Source organism: Arthrobacter sp. Y3225209, assembly GCF_059090685.1.
This window is the reverse complement of sequence record NZ_JBNHFW010000041.1, coordinates 1-19,383: the sequence shown is the minus strand read 5'-3', so window position 1 is coordinate 19,383 and position 19,383 is coordinate 1. Positions and strand designations below refer to the sequence as shown.

Sequence of the window (19,383 nt, the reverse complement as noted above, 5' to 3'; positions counted from 1 at the left end):
GACCCCCGAGGCCGTCGGGGCCGGACGGCGCGCCGTCCTTGCCGCTGTGGGCGGGGGAGCGGCAGTGGCCCTGCTCGGCACGGCGCTCTCCGCCGTGGCCAGGGGCGGCCAGGCGGGGGTGCTGGCACTGCGTGACGCTGTGCGGCTGCCGGTTCCGGCCCGTGCGGCAGCGCCTGTTCCGGCCGGTGCCGAACTCGCCGTGCAGGGGCTGCCGCCGCTGGTGACACCGGCCGCGGACTTCTACCGTATTGACACTGCCCTGAGCGTGCCGGTCATCGATCCGGACAAGTGGCGGCTGCGGGTCACGGGAATGGTGGACCGCGAGGTGGAGCTGACGTTTGCTGACCTGCTGGCCAAGCCGCTGCAGGAAAGCTACGTCACGCTGGCCTGCGTCTCCAATGAAGTGGGCGGGAACCTGATCGGCAACGCCCGGTGGCTGGGCTGGCCCGTGCGCGAGTTGCTCGCTCAGGCCGGCATCCGGCCGGGTGCGGACATGGTCCTGTCCACGAGCAGGGACGGCTGGAGCGCCTCCACCCCGCTGGAAGCGCTGACCGATAACCGCGATGCCCTGCTTGCCGTTGGAATGAACGGGAACCCGCTGCCGCTGGAGCACGGTTTCCCCGTCCGGCTGGTGGTCCCGGGACTGTACGGCTACGTCTCCGCCACCAAATGGGTCACCGAGCTGCGTGTGACGCGCTTTGCCGATGAGACGGCGTACTGGACCGAACGGGGCTGGGGCGAGCGCGGACCGGTCAAGCTCTCCTCCCGCATTGACGTCCCCGGGCGGAACCCGGTGTCTGCCGGCACGGTTACCGTGGCCGGGGTGGCCTGGGCGCAACACACCGGCATCAGTGCCGTGCAGGTCCGGGTGGACGACGGCGAGTGGCAGGATGCGCAGCTGGCGCCGGGCATTTCGGCGGACACCTGGCGGCAGTACTCGCTGCCGGTGGAGCTGACCCCCGGCGGACATGACCTGAGCGTCCGCGCCCTGGATGCCAACGGTACAAGGCAGGCGGAGGAGAAACGCCCCGTGCTGCCCGACGGCGCCACCGGCCTGCATACAATTCGGGTGACGGCACGGTGAGGCACGGAACCGCCCGGCCGGATACCGCATCAGCTAGGAGGACAATGTCCGGACAATCCGCCCCGCAGGGAACCGAAGGAACCGACACCGGCACGGACGCTGTGCCCGGTCCCGGTCCGCGGAGTGTTGCGGCGCACCAGGCGGCCGTCGCGGAGCTGCTGCGGCACTGGTTTGAAGCACACCCGCCGGCTGCCGAAACCGTGCCGGTGGCGGAGGCCGCGGGCCGGGTCCTGGCCGCCGATGTGCATGCGCCGGGAAACCTTCCGCCGTTTACCAATTCCCAAATGGACGGGTATGCCGTTCGCTCAGCGGACCTGGCAATGCCGGCCGGGGAATCGGCCGGAGAATCCGCGGCCGCCGGTCCGGGCGGGCCCGCAGCGGGATCCGCCGCCGGCATCCGCCTGGCGACAGCCGCCCACATTCCGGCCGGCAGCGCCCCGCCGCCGCTGCAGCCCGGCACCGCCGCACCCGTTATGACCGGTGCCATGCTGCCCGAGGGGGCGGACGCCGTGGTTCCCATCGAAGCCTGCGATCCCGACCATTTCCTGCCCGCGGGGACCGCGGGCAGTGTGCAGCTTCCCGCCGGTATTCCGCCCGGCCGGTTTGTGCGCCGGGCCGGGAGCGACATTGCCGCAGGCGCACTGGCCCTATCCGGTGGAACCGTTCTGGGTACTCTGCAGCTGGGACTGCTTGCCGGCTTGGGGCTGGACCGCGTTGCCGTGCGTCCGCGCACCAGGGTGCTGCTGCTGACCACCGGTGACGAAGTCCGTGAACCGGGCCAGCCGCTGGGCCCGGGGCAGATTCATGACGCCAACACCACCCTGCTCCGTTCCTCCTTGGAAGCCGCCGGCGCCCGCGTGCTGCGGTCACGGATCCTGGCCGATTCTCCGGCGGAATTCCTCGAACGGCTGCGGGCGGACATCGCCGCAGACGCTCCCGATCTGGTGCTTACCTCCGGCGGGATCAGCAAGGGTGCCTACGAGGTGGTGCGCCAGGCGCTGGCGGCTGCGGAGGTCCGGTTCCTGTCCGTTGCCATGCAACCCGGCGGCCCCCAGGGGATCGGCACCGTGGACGGGGTGCCCTTCCTGGGCTTCCCCGGGAATCCGGTCAGCTCCCTGGTGTCCTTTGAAATGTTTCTGCGCCCGGCCCTCGCAGCGGTCACCGGCACGCCGCGCCCGCGGGTGCAGGTGCAGGCACGGCTGACCGAACCGCTGCAGAGTCCGCCCGGGAAGCACCAGATCCGCCGCGGCCGGTACTGCCCGGACGGGACCGTGGTGCCGGTGGGCGGCCCCGGCTCGCACCTGATGCATGCCCTGGCCTCATCCAATGCGCTCATCTCGGTTCCGGTGGGCACCGAAAAGCTCCCCGAAGGCGCGGAAGTGACAGTATTGCTTGTGGACTAACAGCTGAACCATCCCGCAGTGCCCTCATCCGGGCGCCGCATGCCGAAAGGACGCCCCGTGAGCGCCGAACCTGATAACCACCAGACCGCCGGATTAACGCATGTCCGCGATGACGGCTCAGCACACATGGTGGATGTCTCCGGCAAGCCCGAAACCACGCGGCAGGCCACAGCGCAGTCCGTGCTGGTTACCACCGCCGACGTCCTGCGGCTGATCGCCGACGGCGGCCTGCCAAAAGGCGATGCCATCGCCGTCGCCCGGGTGGCCGGGATCATGGCCGCGAAACAGACCTCCAGCATCATCCCGCTCTGCCATCCGCTGCCGCTCACCAAGGTCACGGTGGACTTCACTCCGCGGGACCAGGACGTCCTGGTGCAGGCCACCGTAAAGACCAAGGGGCTTACCGGCGTGGAAATGGAGGCCCTCACTGCCGCCTCGGTGGCCGCGCTGACGCTCTACGACATGATCAAGGCGGTGGATAAGCACGCCCGGATCACTGACACCATGGTGCTGGCCAAGTCCGGCGGCAAGAGCGGAGACTGGAAGCTGTGAGCACCCCCGTACCCGCGGCCCCGCGCCGCACCGCGGCCGTCCTGATCGCCTCCACCCGGGCAGCTGCCGGCGTTTACGAAGACGAATGCGGCCCGCTGATCGCCGATTGGCTGTACGCCCTGGACTATGACCTGGTGCTGGCGGAAGTGGTGCCCGACGGCGATGAGATTTCCGCTTCCCTGCGGCGGATCCTCGCCCTGGCCCCGTCCGTCCTGCTGACCAGCGGGGGCACCGGCCTGAGCCCGGATGATGTCACCCCGGACCTGACCGAACCGCTGCTGGACCGGCAGCTTCCGGGGGTCATGGAGGCCATCCGTGCCAAGGGGCTCGCATCCACACCCATGGCGGCGATCAGCCGCGGATACGCAGGCACCGCCGGCGGCACCTTTATTGTGAACCTGCCCGGGTCCCCGTCCGCCGTCGCCGACGGGCTGGCCGTGCTGGAACCGATCATCGGCCACATCTGCGGCCAGTTGGAAGGCAAGCGTGAACACTAGCGAAGTCCTGCGGGCCACAGTCTCCGCCGAACCCCTGAGCACCGCCGAGGCAGAACGCCAGGCCTGGTCACCCGAGTGCGGAGCCGTAGTGCTCTTCAGCGGCATTGTCCGCAACCACGACGACGGCAAAACGGTGACTTCCCTCGGCTACAGTGCCCACCCCACCGCCGCAGCGGTCCTGGCGCAGGTGGCGGGGGAAATCGCGGCGGCGTACGACGGCGTCCGCATCTGGGTGGGACACCGCACCGGAGCCCTCGAGATCGGTGACGCCGCCCTCGTGGCCGCCGTCGCCTCGGCACACCGCGGCACCGCGTTCGCCGCCTGCTCGGCACTGGTGGACGCCGTGAAGGCGAATGTGCCCATCTGGAAGGAGCAGGGCTTTACCGACGGCAGCACCGAGTGGGTGGGCGTCAGTGACCGGCCGTGAGCACCGGTAATCTTGAGGCTATGAAGGAAAAACTTGCCGTAGCGGTGCTCGGCGCCTCGGGCCGGATGGGATCCGAAGCCGTGGCCGCCGTCGAGGCAGCCGAAGACATGGAACTGGTGGCGGCCCTGGGCCGGACCGATCCGCTGGAAACGCTGGTCTCCGCCGGTGCGCGTTGCATTGTGGACCTGACCGTGCCGGACAGCACCGAAGCGAACGTCCGTTTCGCCGTCGAACACGGCATCCACGCCGTAGTGGGCACCACCGGGTGGGATGCTGACCGGCTGGCCCGGCTGCAGGAGCTGCTCCAGGCCTCCCCGGGTACCGGTGTGCTCATTGCCCCGAACTTTGCGCTCGGCTCGGTCCTGGCAACTGCCTTCGCCGCGAAGGCCGCACGCTACTTCGAATCAGTGGAACTGATCGAACTGCACCACCCGGACAAGGTGGACGCGCCGTCGGGCACAGCAGTCCGCACCGCCTCGCTGATCGCACAGGCACGCGAGGAGGCAGGGGTGGCACCGTCCCCGGACGCCACCACCAAGGAGCTCACGGGAGCCCGCGGCGCCGACGTGGACGGTGTGCACGTGCACTCGGTCCGACTGCGCGGACTTGTGGCCCATCAGGAAGTACTCCTGGGCGGTCCCGGCGAGCAGCTCACCATCCGGCATGACTCCTTTGACCGGGCGTCCTTTATGCCCGGCGTCCTGCTGGGACTGCGGCAGGTTGCAGAGCATCCCGGACTGACCGTCGGTCTTGACGGCTACCTCAACCTGAACGACTAAGGATCACGTTGTCTTTCTTTTCCGGCCTCTTTTCCAACCGTGCCAAGCTTGGTGTGGCGCTGGTGACCCTGCTGCTGCTTTTTTACCTGGTGGTATCCGCGCAGCGCGGCTGGCTGCTGCTGACCTCCCCGGAAATCCCGGCCAAACTCATGGGCGCCGCCTACCTGGTACTGCCGGTGGTGGGTGCATGGGCCCTGATCCGTGAATTGACCTTCGGTGCCCGGACGGAAAAGATGGCTTCCATCCTGGCCGAGGAGGGCCGGCTCCCGGTTGACGACCTGCCCCGGACACCGGGCGGACGGATTGTTCGCGCCGCTGCCGATGCGCAGTTCCCGCAGTACAAGGCGGAAACGGAAGCGGCCCCGGAGGACTGGCGCAGCTGGTTCCGGCTGTCCTGCGCCTATGACGCCGCGGGGGACCGGACCCGGGCACGGCGTGCCATGCGGCAGGCCGGCAAGCTGTTCGGCTCAAAGGGCAACTGACCCGCTCCGGATTCCTCCGGCATTTCCTTTCTACCGATCCGGCGGGTCAGCGTTTGCGCGCCGCCGTGCCCGCCCCTGACTTTCCGCGGGCCAGCCGGGATGCACCGGAGGTCAGGAACTCCAACGGCCCGCGTGCTTCGATGCGCTGGAACAGGATGGCCAGCACCACGTAGATCGTGGCCTGGATCCAGAACACCGGCATCGGCTCCAGCGGGGGAACCTGCAGGTCCACCACGCTCATGACCCAGACATGCAGGCTGTAGAGCGTCAGCGTCATGGCGCCGGCGGCGGAGAGCGGCAGCAGCAGATTCGGGCGTGCCCGGGTGAGCAGCAGGCAGGCGCCCAGCACCGCGGCCGCGGTGCCGGCTGCGTGCAGCATGTCCAGGCTCGTATTGGAATGCGGCCCGGCCAGCGCCAGCCACCACCAGGACCCGGTCTGTTCCACCGGGCTGAGATTCACTTCCAGCATGCGGGCCAGCGGCCACCGCTGCCCGGACGCGGTTGCCTGCAGGGCATCGAAGCCGCCCAGTGAACCCAGCAGGTAATAGGAAAGGAACTTGGAGGTAACCGCTGCGAAAATACCGGCGGCGAGCAGCCCGACCTGTACCGACAGGTTTGTCAGCGTCAGCCGGCCGATGACCATGCCCAGCAGGATGTAGCTTAGCCACTGGAGTACGGGGTAGAAGCCGGTGACAAACACATCCGCCGCCAGGGTTGCCGGGGCGAGGAAGGAATCCCATGTGAGGTTTCCGTCAATCTCCGCCGGCGATAGATTCTCCAGCAGCCAGCCGCGCAGCAGGTAGGCGAGCACGGGGGAGGCGAGCAGCCATGCTCCCGCCCAAACGGCCAGGCGCCGCAGCGGCATCCCCACGAACGGCAGCGCCAGGAGGAACAGCACCGCGTAGTGGAAGAGGATAATGGCGATGCTGGTCTGCAACCCGCCCAGGGCCAGCCCGACGAGGGCAATAATCAGCGCACGGACCGCGATTCCGCGCCGGTCCCGGTTCACTGCCTTCGCTTCATGGGGCTGGCTGCCGCCCGTGAGCAGCGCCAGCCCGACGCCGGCCACCACGGCGAACAGGGCCGAGGACCGGCCGGAGAAGACCAGGCCGGTGAGCGTGCCGTACCCGGTTTCCTGGTTGTACAGCGGCAGGGTGTGGGTGGCGATCATACCCAGCAGGGCTATCCCGCGGGCAGCGTCGATGCCGGTGAGGCGGCGTTGGATCATGCACAGAATCGTCTCACGCACCGTCCAACCGGTTCACCTGCCCGCACCGGCGGCCGGCCGCGGGGGCGTTGTCCGTTTGCGCCACGTTGCGGGTAACGTTTTACCCATGGATTCACTAAACCGCACGCTTCCCTTCGGCACCCTCGTCACCGCCATGGTGACCCCGTTTACCGAGGACGGTGCAGTGGACTTTGACGCCACCGCCTACCTCGCGAACAAACTTGTCGAAGACGGCTGCGACGGCCTGGTGGTATCCGGGACCACCGGTGAAACCTCCACCCTGGAGGACAGCGAGAAGGAAGATCTGTTCCGGGTGGTTGCTGAAACCGTGGGCGGCCGGGCAAAGGTTATTGCCGGCACCGGCACCAACCACACATCCCACTCGGTGGAGATGGCCCGCCGCGCCGAGCGCGCCGGAGCCGATGGACAGCTCGTTGTGACTCCGTATTACAACAAGCCCACACAGGCCGGCGTCCTGGCGCACTTCGACGCCGTGAGCGCAGCCACGGACCTGCCAATCATGATTTACGACATTCCCGGCCGTGCCGGCATCGCACTGAGCACCTCCACCCTCATCCGGCTGGCGGATAATCCCAAAATCCTCGCCCTGAAGGACGCCAAGGCGGACTTTGCCGGAATTACCCGCGTGCTGGCCAACACCACGCTGGATGTTTACGCCGGAGATGACGGGCTGACCCTGCCATGGATGGCCGCCGGCGCCGTGGGGGTGGTGAGCGTTTCCGCCCACATCGCCACGGCTAAGTTCCGTGCACTGGTCGACGCCGCTGCCGCCGGGGACTTTGCCACGGCCCGCCGGATCCATTTCGAACTCGATCCCCTGATCCGTGCCGTGATGACGCATATCCCCGGTGCCGTCTCTGCCAAGCAGATCCTGGCCCTGCAGAAGGTCATTCCCAACGCAGTTGTCCGCCTGCCGCTGGTGGCGCCGGACGCCATCGAAATGGAGGCCGTCTACACTGACCTGGCCGAAGCCGGCATGGATTTCTCCCGGATCGGGGCGTAACGGACATGAGCGTAACCCCGGGCAGCGCGCTGCTCACCCCGCCGGCCCTGGAGCCCGGAACCCTGCGGATCGTCGCCCTGGGCGGACTGGGGGAGATCGGCCGGAACATGGCCGTGTTTGAGATCGACGGCAAGCTCCTGATCGTTGACTGCGGCGTGCTGTTCCCGGAGGAAACCCAACCCGGAGTCGACCTCATCCTTCCGGACTTCTCCTACATCGAGGACCGCCTGGAGGATGTGGTGGGCGTGGTGCTCACGCACGGCCACGAGGACCACATCGGTGCCGTGCCGTACCTGCTGCGCCTGAAGAACGACATTCCCCTGATCGGTTCGCAGCTGACCCTGGCCCTGGTCGAAGCCAAGCTCCAGGAACACCGCATCAAGCCCTTCACCCTCACCGTCAGGGAAGGGCAGGTGGAACACCTCGGTCCCTTCGAATGCGAATTCGTGGCCGTCAACCACTCCATCCCCGACGCCCTGGCCGTGTTCATCCGCACCGAGGCCGGCACCGTGCTGCACACCGGCGACTTCAAGATGGACCAGCTGCCGCTGGACGGCCGGATCACCGACCTGCGCGCCTTCGCCCGGCTCGGCGAGGAAGGCGTGGACCTGTTCATGGCGGACTCCACCAACGCCGACGTCCCCGGCTTCACCACCGCCGAACGCGAAATCGGCCCCGTGCTGAACGAGCTCTTCGGCAAGGTCAGCAAGCGGATCATCGTTGCCTCCTTCTCCTCCCACATCCACCGTGTGCAGCAGGTCCTCGACGCGGCCGCGGCCCACGGACGCTACGTATGCTTTGTGGGCCGTTCCATGGTCCGCAACATGGCCATTGCCGAGAAACTGGGCTACCTGAACGTGCCCGAGGGCATCCTGGTGGACCTGAAGAACGTGGATGACCTGCCTGATGACAAGGTGGTGCTGATGTCCACCGGCTCGCAGGGCGAACCCATGGCCGCCCTGTCCCGGATGGCCAACGGCGACCACCGGATCAGCATCGGCAAGGGAGATACGGTCATCCTTGCCTCGTCCCTGATCCCGGGCAATGAGAACGCCGTCTTCCGGGTCATCAACGGACTGATGCGCCTGGGCGCCGATGTTGTGCACAAGGGCAACGCGAAGATCCACGTCTCCGGGCACGCCGCAGCGGGGGAACTGCTCTACTGCTACAACATCCTGCGGCCCAAAAACGCCATGCCGGTCCACGGGGAAACCCGGCACCTGATTGCCAACGGGCGGCTTGCCGCTGCCACCGGCGTGCCGGAACAGAACATCATTTTGGCCGACGACGGCACTGTGGTGGACCTGCGCGGGGGCAAGGCCCGGGTGGTTGGCGAGGTTGAATGCGGATTCGTCTATGTGGACGGCTCCAGCGTCGGCGCCATCACCGATACGGACCTGAAGGACCGGCGGATCCTGAGCGAGGAAGGATTCATCTCCATCATTTCCGTGGTGAACCGCAGCACCGGGACCATCGTCTCCGGTCCTGAGATCCACGCGCGCGGGTTCGCTGAAGGGGACGCGGTCTTCGACGAGATCATTCCAAAGATCAGTGCGGCACTGGAGGAAGCGGTGCGGTCCAACACCGACCACACCACCTACCAGCTCCAGCAGGTGGTGCGGCGGGTAGTGGGCACCTGGGTCAACCGCCGGCTGCGCCGCCGGCCGATGATTGTGCCGGTAGTCGTCGAGGCCTGATCCTGCCCGTGCCGATCTAAGCGGATGCGGCCGGGAAACCCTGCCAAAGTGCTGCCCGGCCGCGTAAATTCAGGGGATCGGGCAGCCGATCAGGTAGCGTGGCTCCTATGGCGACTCGTACTTCCCCTGCCGCACGCAGCGGTGCTTCCGGCCCCACAAAGGCCCGCAGCACCGGCGGCAGCACCAGCAAGACATCAGGCAAAGGCAACCCGCGTGGCGGAACCGGGGGCCGGGGGAGCTCCGCGTCACGCCAGTCACCGCCGCAGGAGCAGCTGCCGCTGCCGCTGCGGGCCATTGAAAGCGCCTGGATGGGCGTGGCGCGGATCGCCGGAGCAGGCATCCGCAAACTCGGCACTGATGTCTCCCCGGAGCGGGCAATCCGCCGCGACGGCACCGGTTTCTTCCTGATCCTGCTGGCACTGGCCGTAGCCACCGTTGAATGGTGGGCACTGCGGGGTCCCGTCGCGGATGTTATCCACGCCGGAGCGGCCGGCACCTTCGGCTGGATGGCCCTGGTCCTCCCGTTTATGCTCCTGACCGGATCGGTCCGCCTGTTCCGGTACCCCGAACGCCACCGCGCCAACAGCAGGATCAGCATTGGGCTGGTCATTATGCTGCTTTCCGGCTCCGGCATCACCCACATTGTCGGCGGTTCGCCCGCCCTCTCCGACGGGTTCGACCGGCTGTGGGCCTCCGGCGGCATCGTCGGTTTCCTCGTCGCCGGGCCGCTGTCGGCAGCCCTCACCACCTGGCCGGTGGTGATCCTGCTGGCCTTCCTGGTGTTCGTGAGCATTCTGATTGTCACCGCCACCCCTTTCCGGCACATTCCGCTGCGCCTGCGCGCCCTCTACGAGCATCTGATGGGCCAGGACCTGGCACCGGATGATCCCGAGGCCCACGACCAGAGCTACCTGTACGGAAACTCCGCACCGGAGAAGGTCAAAAAGCCGCGCAGGAGCCGGCGGGAAAAGCAGGCCGAAGCTGCCGCCGCCGCTGCGGCTCAGGAAGGGTTTGCCGGAGATGAGGCCTTTGAACGGGCCCTGCTGCAGGATGAGGAAGACGAAGCGGCTGCAGCTGCCGCGGCCGCTCCTGCGGTCCCGCCGGGAGTGCGGCGGCCCACCCAGGCGGAACTGGCCACCCAGAAGATCCGCCGCAACCAGGGGCTTCCGGTGGACGGCAGCCCTGTCGCGGACTCAGCCGAGCCGCCCACCGAGGCGATCAGCATGGTCCCGGGCGCCACTGAAGTGCTGAACCTGGCCTCCGCCGGCGCCCCGGTTCCGCCGGTCCCGTCCAAGCCTGTGGCGCACACGCCCCCGGCCGCACCCATTCCGCAGCGCACCGAACAGCTGCAGCTCTCCGGCGACATCACCTACACCCTGCCGCCGTCGGACTTCCTGCCGCCGGGTCCGCCCGCCAAGGAACGCTCCGAAGCCAACGACGCCGTCGTCGCCGCCCTGACGCACACGCTGGAACAGTTCAACGTGGATGCCAAGGTCACCGGCTTCTCCCGCGGCCCCACGGTCACCCGGTACGAGATTGAACTCGGCGAGGGCACCAAGGTGGAACGGGTTACCGCCCTGTCCAAGAACATTGCCTACGCGGTGGCCAGCTCCGATGTGCGCATCCTTTCGCCCATTCCCGGAAAATCCGCCATCGGCATCGAGATTCCGAACGCGGACAAGGAAGTCGTGGCCCTGGGCGATGTGCTGCGTTCCAACTCCGCCCGCAAGACCGAGCACCCCATGGTGATGGGTGTGGGCAAGGATGTTGAGGGCGGGTTCGTTGTCGCGAACCTGGCCAAGATGCCCCACCTGCTGGTGGCCGGTGCCACCGGTGCCGGTAAATCCTCGTTTGTGAACTCCATGATCACCTCCATCCTGATGCGCTCCACCCCGGACGAGGTGCGCATGGTGATGGTGGACCCCAAGCGGGTGGAACTGACCGCCTACGAAGGCGTGCCGCACCTGATCACGCCCATCATCACCAACCCGAAGAAGGCCGCCGAGGCCCTGCAGTGGGTGGTCCGGGAAATGGACACCCGCTATGACGACCTGGCGAACTTCGGGTTCAAGCACATTGACGACTTCAACAAGGCCGTCCGTAACGGCAAGGTGGTGCCCCCGGCGGGCTCAAAGCGGGTCATCCGCGCCTACCCGTACCTGCTGGTGATCGTGGACGAGCTGGCGGACCTGATGATGGTTGCCCCGCGGGACGTGGAAGACTCCATTGTCCGCATCACCCAGCTTGCCCGCGCCGCCGGCATCCACCTGGTGCTGGCCACCCAGCGTCCCTCCGTGGACGTGGTGACCGGCCTGATCAAGGCCAACGTGCCTTCCCGGATGGCCTTCGCGACGTCCTCGGTCACCGACTCCCGCGTGGTCCTGGACCAGCCCGGCGCGGAGAAGCTGCTGGGCCAGGGCGACGCCCTGTTCCTGCCGATGGGTTCCAACAAGCCCATCCGCGTTCAGGGTGCCTGGGTCACCGAGTCCGAGATCCACCGCGTGGTGGAGCACGTCAAGAACCAGCTCCAGGCCGTCTACCGTGAAGACGTCACCGTCACCGCGCCGAAGAAGCAGATCGACGACGACATCGGAGACGACCTCGATGTTCTGCTGCAGGCCACGGAACTGGTGGTCACCACCCAGTTCGGCTCCACGTCCATGCTGCAGCGCAAGCTGCGCGTGGGCTTTGCCAAGGCCGGACGCCTGATGGACCTGCTGGAGTCCCGCGGCGTCGTTGGTCCCTCCGAAGGATCCAAGGCCCGCGACGTGCTGGTCAAACCCGACGATCTGGCAGCCACCCTGGCCGCGATCAGCGGCGGGGAAGCCCCGGCACCGGCCGGCGGCGCGGATACTGCCGCGCTGGCTGACAACGCCAACGTGAACCACGGGTTCGAGCCCGGCGGACCGGTTGACCTGGTGGCCGCGGATCTGGAGAGCCGCCCCCAGGCAACGGAATACCATGACGGCGACGACGACGCCGACGGCTCCGAAGACGCCTGGAGCCTCACCGGCCGGTGAATGTTCGCTACGCTGGAGGCGTGAGCAATTCTCCTACGGACAGAGTCCCCACCCTCAACATCGCCAACGCACTGACGGTGGTGCGGATCCTGATGGTTCCGCTCTTTATCTGGTTCCTGGCACTCGACGACGGCCAGGGGGGACTGTTCCGCTGGCTCGCCGTGGCGACATTCGCCGTTGCCATCTACACGGATAAGCTCGACGGCGATATTGCCCGCAGCCGCGGCCTGATCACCGACTTCGGCAAGATCGCCGACCCGATCGCGGACAAGCTGCTGATCGGCTCCGCCCTGGTGATGCTCTCGCTGCTGGGCGAACTCTGGTGGTGGGTCACCATTGTCATCCTGGTCCGGGAGCTCGGCATCACCCTGATGCGTTTTGTTGTCATCCGCTACGGCGTTATGGCTGCCTCCCGCGGCGGCAAGCTGAAGACCGTGGTGCAGACCTTCGCGATCTTCCTCTTCCTGCTGCCGCTCTCCACCTGGCTGGGTGGCTGGGCGTGGTGGATCGGCGCCGTCGTGATGGCTGCTGCGCTGGTGATCACCGTTGTCACCGGCATTGACTATGTACTCCAGGCTGTCCGGCTGCGCCGCGACGCCAGGCGGGCCTGACCGGTATGACGCCGGGAACCGCGGCTGCGGTCCTCGACGCGGCACGTGCCGCCGGGAGGACAGTGGCCACCGCGGAGTCCCTGACCGCCGGCATGCTTTGCGCTGAACTCGGAGCGGTACCGGGGGCTTCGGCGGTTTTGCAGGGCGGAGTGGTGGCGTACCAAAATGGCATCAAGCACTCCGTTCTCGGAGTTCCGGCCGGGCTCCTGGCCGAAGCCGGTTCCGTGGACGGACGGGTGGCCGAACATATGGCCTCCGGAGCGCGGCGCGTCCTGGGCGCCGATATCGGGGTCTCCACCACCGGAGCCGCGGGGCCCGAGGCCCATGACGGAAAACCGGTGGGCACGGTGTTCGTGGGTATCGCTACGGCCGGAGGCACCAGCGTCCGGGAGTTCCATTTCTCCGGGGACCGGGCAGCCATCCGGGCCGCAACCTGCCGGCAGGCGCTTCTGATGCTGGCCACCGAGCTGGAAGCGGACTAGCGTAGCGGACGGAGCGGGAAGCGTCCGGATATAAACGGGAACAAATCCGGCAGGGTGTCAGTTGTTAGTATCAGGAACCGCCAAGGTTCTTTTATTACGATCTTTGGACAGTCTGCGGTATCGCCGCAGCCGTACTCATAGGGAGCAGGACGATACACATGGTTAAGCAACCCGTGTCCGTGAACGGCGTGATCCGCTGGCGGGATGTAGGGTTGGCGGAAGACGCACACCGGGAGCCAAAGGAGCGCAAGATGGTAGTTCTTCGTCACGAGATTGGTGATGTTCTCCGCGACGTGCGCCAGCGCCAGGGCCGTACCCTGCGCGAGGTCTCACATAGCGCCCGCGTTTCCCTCGGCTACCTCAGCGAGGTTGAACGCGGACAAAAGGAAGCATCGTCAGAACTGCTGTCTTCCATCTGCACTGCCCTCGATGTGCCCCTGTCCCTGATGCTCCGTGAGGTCAGTGACCGGGTGGCCAACGCTGAAGGCGTGGCCATTCCAGATACCGTGCCATCGGAGTTTTCCCGGGAATTTGCACGTGAGTTCCCGGAAGACCTGGCCCGGGACCTGGCCCGCACACCCTAGGACCCACCCCACGACCTGCCGGTCGGGATGCCCCTGAACGGATCCGGACCGGAAGCGACTTGAAAACCCCCGCAGGCGCGGTGCCTGCGGGGGTTTGTTCTGTCCGCAGCTCTAACTGCCGGGCCCGGCTTCCCCCTCCCGGCCTTCCGCAGGCAGCGGGATGGCGGGGTCTCCGCCCGGCGGCAGCACCGAGGTGTTCAGCTTGTGCAGCAGCTTTGCCAGAGTGAGCAGATCCTCGGTTTCCCAGCCTGTCCAGGTGCTCCGGAAATGCGCCTTACGCGCCGCGGCCGTACCTTCCAGGCGGGCAGAGCCTGATTCGGTGAGGCTGATGGGCTGGGCCCTGCCATCGATCGGATCAGTATGTTTTTCAACGAGTCCCAGCGTCTGCAGCATCGACACCTGCCGGCTCAGTGACGGCTTTCCCACCCCTACGGCGGAGGATAGCTCCGTCAGGCGCATCGGACCCTGCTGGTGAAGCAGCACCATGAGGCCATAGGCGGACGGCTCCATATCCGGGTGGACTTCCCGGGCCATGCGGTGCGAACTGGCCCGGGCCCTGCGCCAGAGGACACTTAGTTCCTGCTCCAGGTCCTCAATGGCAGTATCTCCCTCAGGCCCGGTGCCCGGCCCGGCAGCCGGGAATATCCCGACGGGCCCTGCACTCGGAAAGCCTGCAGCCGGAAGGCTTGCGTCCGGAAGGCTTGCGCCCCGAAGGCCATCACCGGAAAGCGGACTCTGCGGATGCGTGCGGTGCTTCGGAGAACCGGCCGTGCCGGAAATCTCGGTCATCCCTCATTGTAGGTTCGCGCCGCGGCACCTGCCCCGGCCTGCGCCGTTTTTGTGTCCGTCAAGCGGCCGGAATCCGGTGCCGGCCCGGACCTGTGCAGAGGCGGCTTCGGTCGGTGGGGGCTTGACCGCTATCGGATCCGCTGGCAGAGTCCCCGGCATGATCGTCAATGGGTCCGTAGGGAGTGCTCCGTGGGGACTTGACCTTCTCGATGTGGCCGCACCACCGTGGGAAGAGGATCTGCTGGTCACCGCCCGGCCCAAGGGAGTCGTCGACGTGTGGTCACTGGTGCGCGGTACGCGGTGCACCACGTTCGAAACGATGTGGGGCTCCGGCGGCTGGCGGGGGGCACTAGTGCCCGGCGAGCACCCCGTGGTGGTGGCCGGCGCGTGGGAGCGCCACGGCATATGCGGGTATGACCTGACGGGACAGCGGCTGTGGCAGGACCCCAGCCGCACGAACGTAGAGGCGGTGACCGCCCTGGCCGGAGGCCGTGTAGTCGTCACTCACCTCCGCAGGGCCACCCGTGTGCTGGAGGCAGCGACCGGGGAGGAAGTGGGTACCCTGCGGGGAGCGTTGAGAGTAATTGCGCTGACTTCGGACCTCTCGCTTGAAGCGGGTGGCGGCTGGTGCCGTCTGCTGGATCGTTCGCTGGATCCGCTCGGGTCCCGGATCGCGACCGGACTGAACACGGTTTGGTGTGCAGCCAGCGACGGGGAGCACCTGGCGATCACCGAGATAGGGGGACCGTTACGCATCCTCGACTCCGACGGGCGAGAACGAGCGAGGATAGCTGAGCACTTCCGTCATGTCCTCCATGACCCGGTGACGAACTCCTGGATCGCGGTCCACGAGCCCTCCGATGGGAAGAACTCCCTGTTCCGGTTCAGCAATGAGGGGGAGCTTCTGGAGCGACGTCCCTGGGACCTCCGCATCCGCGGCACAGCGACGATGCGCGGAGGCAGGACGTTGATCCTGATCACGGATCAAGGCGGTCAGGTCGTGGACTGCGCAGACTGGAGCGTCCGAGGACTCCAGATGACGTGAGCCTGAACGCTGAGTAGCCCGTGGCGCACATGTACGCCTCCGTGCGCCGTGCGTGAGACGATTAATTGATGCGTATCAGTGACTTCTGGCGGCTTATGGATGACGAGTTCGGTTCGGCCTATTCACGGGTCCTTGCCGCTGACCTGGTCCTTGCCCCGCTGGGCGGCGTCACCGCTGCGCAGGCACTGGATAAAGGGATTGAACCGAAGGCGGTGTGGCTGGCGGTATGCGATATCCAGGATGTTCCGCAGGAACGCCGGCTGGGCCGGGATATAAAACCCAAGGCCACCTGAGGGCGCAGCCGGCGTATTCGAGCGGAACACGCCGGGAACCTTATTCGAATCTTTGTTCGGATAAAGATATGCTCCTACACAGGGGTCGGTCCGAGCCGATGCGGCCCGGAGATATCCACAAGACAATGAGCAACAAGGTCCGGTCAGCCGTTTTGTCAGTGCCGCCGGATAGGGTCGTTATTAGAAAAGGACGACCGGCCTACGGGCCGCTTACTACCACAACACGAGGTGAAGAATGGCTGCTCCAGCCGACCGCGCAAAAGCCCTAGAGGCAGCGCTGGCCCAGATTGACAAGCAGTACGGCAAGGGGTCGATCATGCGGCTGGGCGACGAAGTGCGCGCCCCCGCCGAGACCATCTCCACCAGCTCGGTCGCGTTGGACGTGGCGCTGGGCATCGGCGGGCTGCCGCGCGGCCGCGTCGTGGAGATCTATGGACCGGAATCCTCCGGTAAGACCACCCTGGCGCTCCACGTGGTGGCGAATGCACAGAAGAGCGGCGGCATCGCCGCGTTCATTGACGCCGAGCACGCCCTGGACCCCATCTACGCTGCCAAGCTCGGGGTGGACACGGACTCACTCCTGGTCTCCCAGCCGGACACCGGCGAGCAGGCCCTCGAAATCATGGACATGCTGATTGGCTCCGGTTCGGTTGACGTTGTTGTCATTGACTCCGTTGCCGCTCTGGTGCCCCGCGCCGAAATCGAAGGCGACATGGGCGACAGCCATGTCGGACTCCAGGCCCGCCTCATGAGCCAGGCGCTGCGTAAGATCGCCGGCCGCCTGAGCCACACCAACACCACGGCCATCTTCATCAACCAGCTGCGTGAAAAGATCGGTGTCTTCTTCGGTAGCCCGGAAACGACCACGGGCGGCAAGGCGCTGAAGTTCTACGCCTCGGTCCGCATCGATGTGCGGCGCATCGAGACCCTCAAGGAAGGCACCAACCCGGTTGGTAACCGGACCCGGGCAAAGATCGTCAAGAACAAGATGGCTCCGCCCTTCAAGCAGGCAGAGTTCGACATCATGTACGGGGTCGGCATTTCCCGCGAAGGCGGCCTCATCGACATGGGAGTGGAGCACGGCCTGGTCAAGAAGTCCGGCGCCTGGTTCACCTATGACGGTGACCAGCTGGGTCAGGGCAAGGAAAATTCGCGTAACTTCCTCAAGGACAATCCCGACCTTGCGGACGAGCTGGAGCGCCGGATCCGGGAAAAACTTGGCATCGGCGTTCCGGCCGCAGAAGCACCCGCCAACCCCAAGCTGAAGGCAGTGGGGAAGGACTCCTAAGGTTCGGGTGCCCTTCGGGCCGGTCCGTTGTAAAGACACGGTCTCCGGAGGGCACCGGCCTTGGCGCCCCCGGCAGAGACAGCTATGGATACCCCGCAGCAGAACAACCGGCAGCAGAAAACCCGGCAACAGAACACCCCCCAGCAGAGCCCGCCCCGGTCCGGGACCGGACAGGATGAGACGCTGGCGCAGCTGAGACAGCGCCTCGCTGACATCCAGGCCGCAACCGCGCAGGCCTCCGTAGACGACCCCGCAGGAGCTCCTGCCAACGAACGAAACCGGCCCGGCAGAACCGCGGGATGGCGGAAGGCTGCCGGGAGCAAAGACTCATCGGGTGAAAGCGATCCGGAAGCCGGCTGGGAAGCATTCAAGGAGGACGGGTTCGGGGAAGAGGCGACAGCTGACGAACCCTGGGCCGAAGCGGATGCCGCAGGAAAAAGCTCCGGCAGGCGCCGGAACAAGCGCGGCAAACCGGGAGGAACCGGGGGGTCCGGGCAGCAGGCGGATGCCGAAACGCTGACACCGGAAGAGGCGTACAGCGAAGCCAAGGCCATTGTCCTGCGCCAGCTCACGGCATCCCCCAAGAGCCGGAAACAGCTGGAAACGAAACTAGCCGAGCGGGACATTCCTGCGGAATCGGCGGCGGCCGTGCTGGACCGTTTCGAGGAAGTGCAGCTGGTTGACGACGCCGAGTTCGCCCAGCTCTGGGTCCGCAGCCGGTCCCAAAGCAAGTCACTTGCCCGCGGAGCGCTTCGGCGGGAACTGGCAGAAAAGGGTATAGCCCCGGATCTTGCGGCCGAAGCACTGGAGCAGGTCAGTGACGAGGATGAACTCGAGGCAGCCAGGGAACTGGCGCGGCGCAAACTCCAACGGTCAGCCGATCTGGCGGACCGCACGGTACGCGACAAGCAGACGCGGCGCCTGGTTGGCATGCTCGCCCGCAAAGGTTATTCACCCTCCCTGGGCTTTCGCGTGGCCAGTGAAGTCATCGCCGCTGTCCGGGAGGAACGCGGGGACTCCGTCTAGCACGGCCGGTGCCGCGTTGTCCGCCGGTAACGGCTCAGCCTTCTCGTCTGGAAGCCGGTGTCCAATCAGCGCGCCGTACCGTATGCTGTGCGAACTATGTTAAAGATGAGGTTTGCGGGGCCCCTGGTGCATTCGGGACGGGAGCGGCCCCGTCGGGCGGCGTCGTTGTCCGCAGTGATCCTGACAGCAGTGCTGGCTTCAGCCGTGCTCAGCGCAGCTCCGGCACCCGCCGCCGAGTCCTATCCCTCCTGGGAGGACATCCGCGCGGCCCAGTCCTCGGCGTCGGCAAAAGCCGCTGAAGCGGACCGGGTGGAGGGCTTCCTCACCGAGCTGAGGGAGGAAGCGGGCAGCCTCGGAGATGCCGCCGTCTCTGCGACCAACCGTTACAACGCTGCCGTGGAAGAGCTTGCCGCCAATGAGCAGCTGTTAATTTCGCTCGCTACACAGCGGGAAGCGGCCGCCGGACACGCCTCGGACCTGATGCGCCAGGTGGCCGCCTTGGCAGCCCAGACCTATAAAACCGGCGGGGCAGCCGCAGACAGTGCCGCGCTGATGCTGCTGGACGCCGACGGATCCGTGGACGCCCTGCACGGTGCCGATCTGATGGACCGGGTTTCCTCGCGGGCAGGCAATCTGTATGCGGACGCCCTGGCGTCGGAGAAGGTCGCAGCCGGGTTCAGCGAACAGGAGCAGCAGGCCCGGGATGCACGGGCGAAACTGGTCGCCGAAGCCGAACGCTACGTTGAGGAAGCGGATTCGTCCGCCGCTGCCGCTGCTGCTGCCATCCGCGAGGAGGAAACGCGGAAGTCCGTACTTCTGGCCCAGCTTGCCGAACTCCGGGACAGTACCGTCGAGGCAGAGGAAGCGCGGATACGGGGGATAGCCGCGGAGAAGGCTTTTCGGGATCAGGAAGCGGCAGCGGAGCGTTCCGCACAGGAATCGCCCCGGCCCGGGGCCGGGCAGGCGGCGGGAGGCGAAGCATCGCCCGAAACGGCACCGCCGCCTGTGACATCCCCCTCAATACCCGCCCCGGTAAAACCCGCGCCCGTCGCACCGGCCCCGGTAGCACCCG

The 19,383-nt window shown here is 66.7% G+C and carries 20 protein-coding genes; 18 read left to right on the top strand and 2 right to left on the bottom strand.

Annotated features, from left to right (window positions below; all coding sequences use genetic code 11):
* From AC5RVB_RS15990 to AC5RVB_RS15960, 7 genes are all read left to right on the top strand, one after another.
* The coding region (locus tag AC5RVB_RS15990) for a molybdopterin-dependent oxidoreductase (protein WP_494143131.1) at nt 1–1,084 on the top strand (1,084 nt) is incomplete at its 5' end.
* Between the two features lie 44 nt (nt 1,085–1,128).
* Complete coding sequence (locus tag AC5RVB_RS15985) at nt 1,129–2,487, top strand: molybdopterin molybdotransferase MoeA (RefSeq protein ID WP_494143130.1); 1,359 nt, start codon at nt 1,129–1,131, stop codon at nt 2,485–2,487.
* Nucleotides 2,488–2,613: 126 nt separating this feature from the next.
* Entirely contained in the window at nt 2,614–3,039 is a 426-nt protein-coding gene (moaC, locus tag AC5RVB_RS15980; protein WP_494143132.1) for a cyclic pyranopterin monophosphate synthase MoaC, read from the top strand.
* Nucleotides 3,036–3,536, top strand: coding sequence for a MogA/MoaB family molybdenum cofactor biosynthesis protein (locus tag AC5RVB_RS15975; protein ID WP_227929008.1), 501 nt, complete (start codon nt 3,036–3,038; stop codon nt 3,534–3,536). The genes moaC and AC5RVB_RS15975 overlap by 4 nt, the downstream gene beginning before the upstream one ends.
* The gene (locus AC5RVB_RS15970) at nt 3,526–3,963 is read left to right on the top strand and encodes a molybdenum cofactor biosynthesis protein MoaE (protein ID WP_227904427.1); all 438 of its coding nucleotides are present in this window, start codon (nt 3,526–3,528) and stop codon (nt 3,961–3,963) included. The genes AC5RVB_RS15975 and AC5RVB_RS15970 overlap by 11 nt, the downstream gene beginning before the upstream one ends.
* 20 nt (nt 3,964–3,983) lie before the next feature.
* The gene (gene dapB / locus AC5RVB_RS15965) at nt 3,984–4,742 is read left to right on the top strand and encodes a 4-hydroxy-tetrahydrodipicolinate reductase (protein ID WP_494143129.1); all 759 of its coding nucleotides are present in this window, start codon (nt 3,984–3,986) and stop codon (nt 4,740–4,742) included.
* An 8-nt stretch (nt 4,743–4,750) separates the two neighbouring features.
* Complete coding sequence (locus AC5RVB_RS15960; protein WP_227904431.1) at nt 4,751–5,224, top strand: hypothetical protein; 474 nt, start codon at nt 4,751–4,753, stop codon at nt 5,222–5,224.
* 46 nt (nt 5,225–5,270) lie between these two features.
* On the opposite strand, the gene AC5RVB_RS15955 is transcribed toward AC5RVB_RS15960, so the two are convergent.
* Nucleotides 5,271–6,473, bottom strand: a complete 1,203-nt coding sequence (locus AC5RVB_RS15955) for a heparan-alpha-glucosaminide N-acetyltransferase domain-containing protein (RefSeq protein WP_494143128.1) — start codon at nt 6,471–6,473, stop codon at nt 5,271–5,273.
* Nucleotides 6,474–6,558: 85 nt separating this feature from the next.
* Between AC5RVB_RS15955 and dapA the strand changes: the two genes are divergently transcribed.
* From dapA to AC5RVB_RS15925, 6 genes are all read left to right on the top strand, one after another.
* The gene (gene dapA / locus AC5RVB_RS15950; RefSeq protein WP_494143127.1) at nt 6,559–7,476 is read left to right on the top strand and encodes a 4-hydroxy-tetrahydrodipicolinate synthase; all 918 of its coding nucleotides are present in this window, start codon (nt 6,559–6,561) and stop codon (nt 7,474–7,476) included.
* A 5-nt stretch (nt 7,477–7,481) separates the two neighbouring features.
* The gene (locus tag AC5RVB_RS15945) at nt 7,482–9,173 is read left to right on the top strand and encodes a ribonuclease J (protein WP_227904440.1); all 1,692 of its coding nucleotides are present in this window, start codon (nt 7,482–7,484) and stop codon (nt 9,171–9,173) included.
* Between the two features lie 107 nt (nt 9,174–9,280).
* Nucleotides 9,281–12,193 (top strand): FtsK/SpoIIIE family DNA translocase, encoded by a 2,913-nt coding sequence (locus tag AC5RVB_RS15940; RefSeq protein WP_494143126.1) that lies wholly within the window; start codon nt 9,281–9,283, stop codon nt 12,191–12,193.
* Between the two features lie 20 nt (nt 12,194–12,213).
* Nucleotides 12,214–12,804, top strand: coding sequence for a CDP-diacylglycerol--glycerol-3-phosphate 3-phosphatidyltransferase (gene pgsA, locus AC5RVB_RS15935; RefSeq protein WP_227904444.1), 591 nt, complete (start codon nt 12,214–12,216; stop codon nt 12,802–12,804).
* Nucleotides 12,805–12,809: 5 nt separating this feature from the next.
* Nucleotides 12,810–13,286 (top strand): CinA family protein, encoded by a 477-nt coding sequence (locus tag AC5RVB_RS15930; RefSeq protein ID WP_227904446.1) that lies wholly within the window; start codon nt 12,810–12,812, stop codon nt 13,284–13,286.
* A 158-nt stretch (nt 13,287–13,444) separates the two neighbouring features.
* Nucleotides 13,445–13,870 (top strand): helix-turn-helix domain-containing protein, encoded by a 426-nt coding sequence (locus AC5RVB_RS15925; RefSeq protein ID WP_269436336.1) that lies wholly within the window; start codon nt 13,445–13,447, stop codon nt 13,868–13,870.
* A 111-nt stretch (nt 13,871–13,981) separates the two neighbouring features.
* On the opposite strand, the gene AC5RVB_RS15920 is transcribed toward AC5RVB_RS15925, so the two are convergent.
* Nucleotides 13,982–14,404, bottom strand: a complete 423-nt coding sequence (locus tag AC5RVB_RS15920) for a MarR family winged helix-turn-helix transcriptional regulator (RefSeq protein WP_227904450.1) — start codon at nt 14,402–14,404, stop codon at nt 13,982–13,984.
* A gap of 412 nt (nt 14,405–14,816) precedes the next feature.
* Between AC5RVB_RS15920 and AC5RVB_RS15915 the strand changes: the two genes are divergently transcribed.
* The 5 genes from AC5RVB_RS15915 to AC5RVB_RS15895 all read left to right on the top strand — a co-directional run.
* Nucleotides 14,817–15,704, top strand: coding sequence for a hypothetical protein (locus AC5RVB_RS15915; protein WP_494143125.1), 888 nt, complete (start codon nt 14,817–14,819; stop codon nt 15,702–15,704).
* Between the two features lie 68 nt (nt 15,705–15,772).
* Entirely contained in the window at nt 15,773–15,997 is a 225-nt protein-coding gene (locus tag AC5RVB_RS15910) for a DUF3046 domain-containing protein (RefSeq protein WP_227904456.1), read from the top strand.
* A 235-nt stretch (nt 15,998–16,232) separates the two neighbouring features.
* Entirely contained in the window at nt 16,233–17,285 is a 1,053-nt protein-coding gene (gene recA, locus AC5RVB_RS15905; RefSeq protein WP_227904458.1) for a recombinase RecA, read from the top strand.
* Between the two features lie 84 nt (nt 17,286–17,369).
* The gene (locus AC5RVB_RS15900; RefSeq protein WP_494143124.1) at nt 17,370–18,311 is read left to right on the top strand and encodes a regulatory protein RecX; all 942 of its coding nucleotides are present in this window, start codon (nt 17,370–17,372) and stop codon (nt 18,309–18,311) included.
* Nucleotides 18,312–18,485: 174 nt separating this feature from the next.
* Nucleotides 18,486–19,383, top strand: an 898-nt coding sequence (locus AC5RVB_RS15895) for a coiled-coil domain-containing protein (RefSeq protein ID WP_494143123.1), incomplete at its 3' end; no start/stop codon positions are given.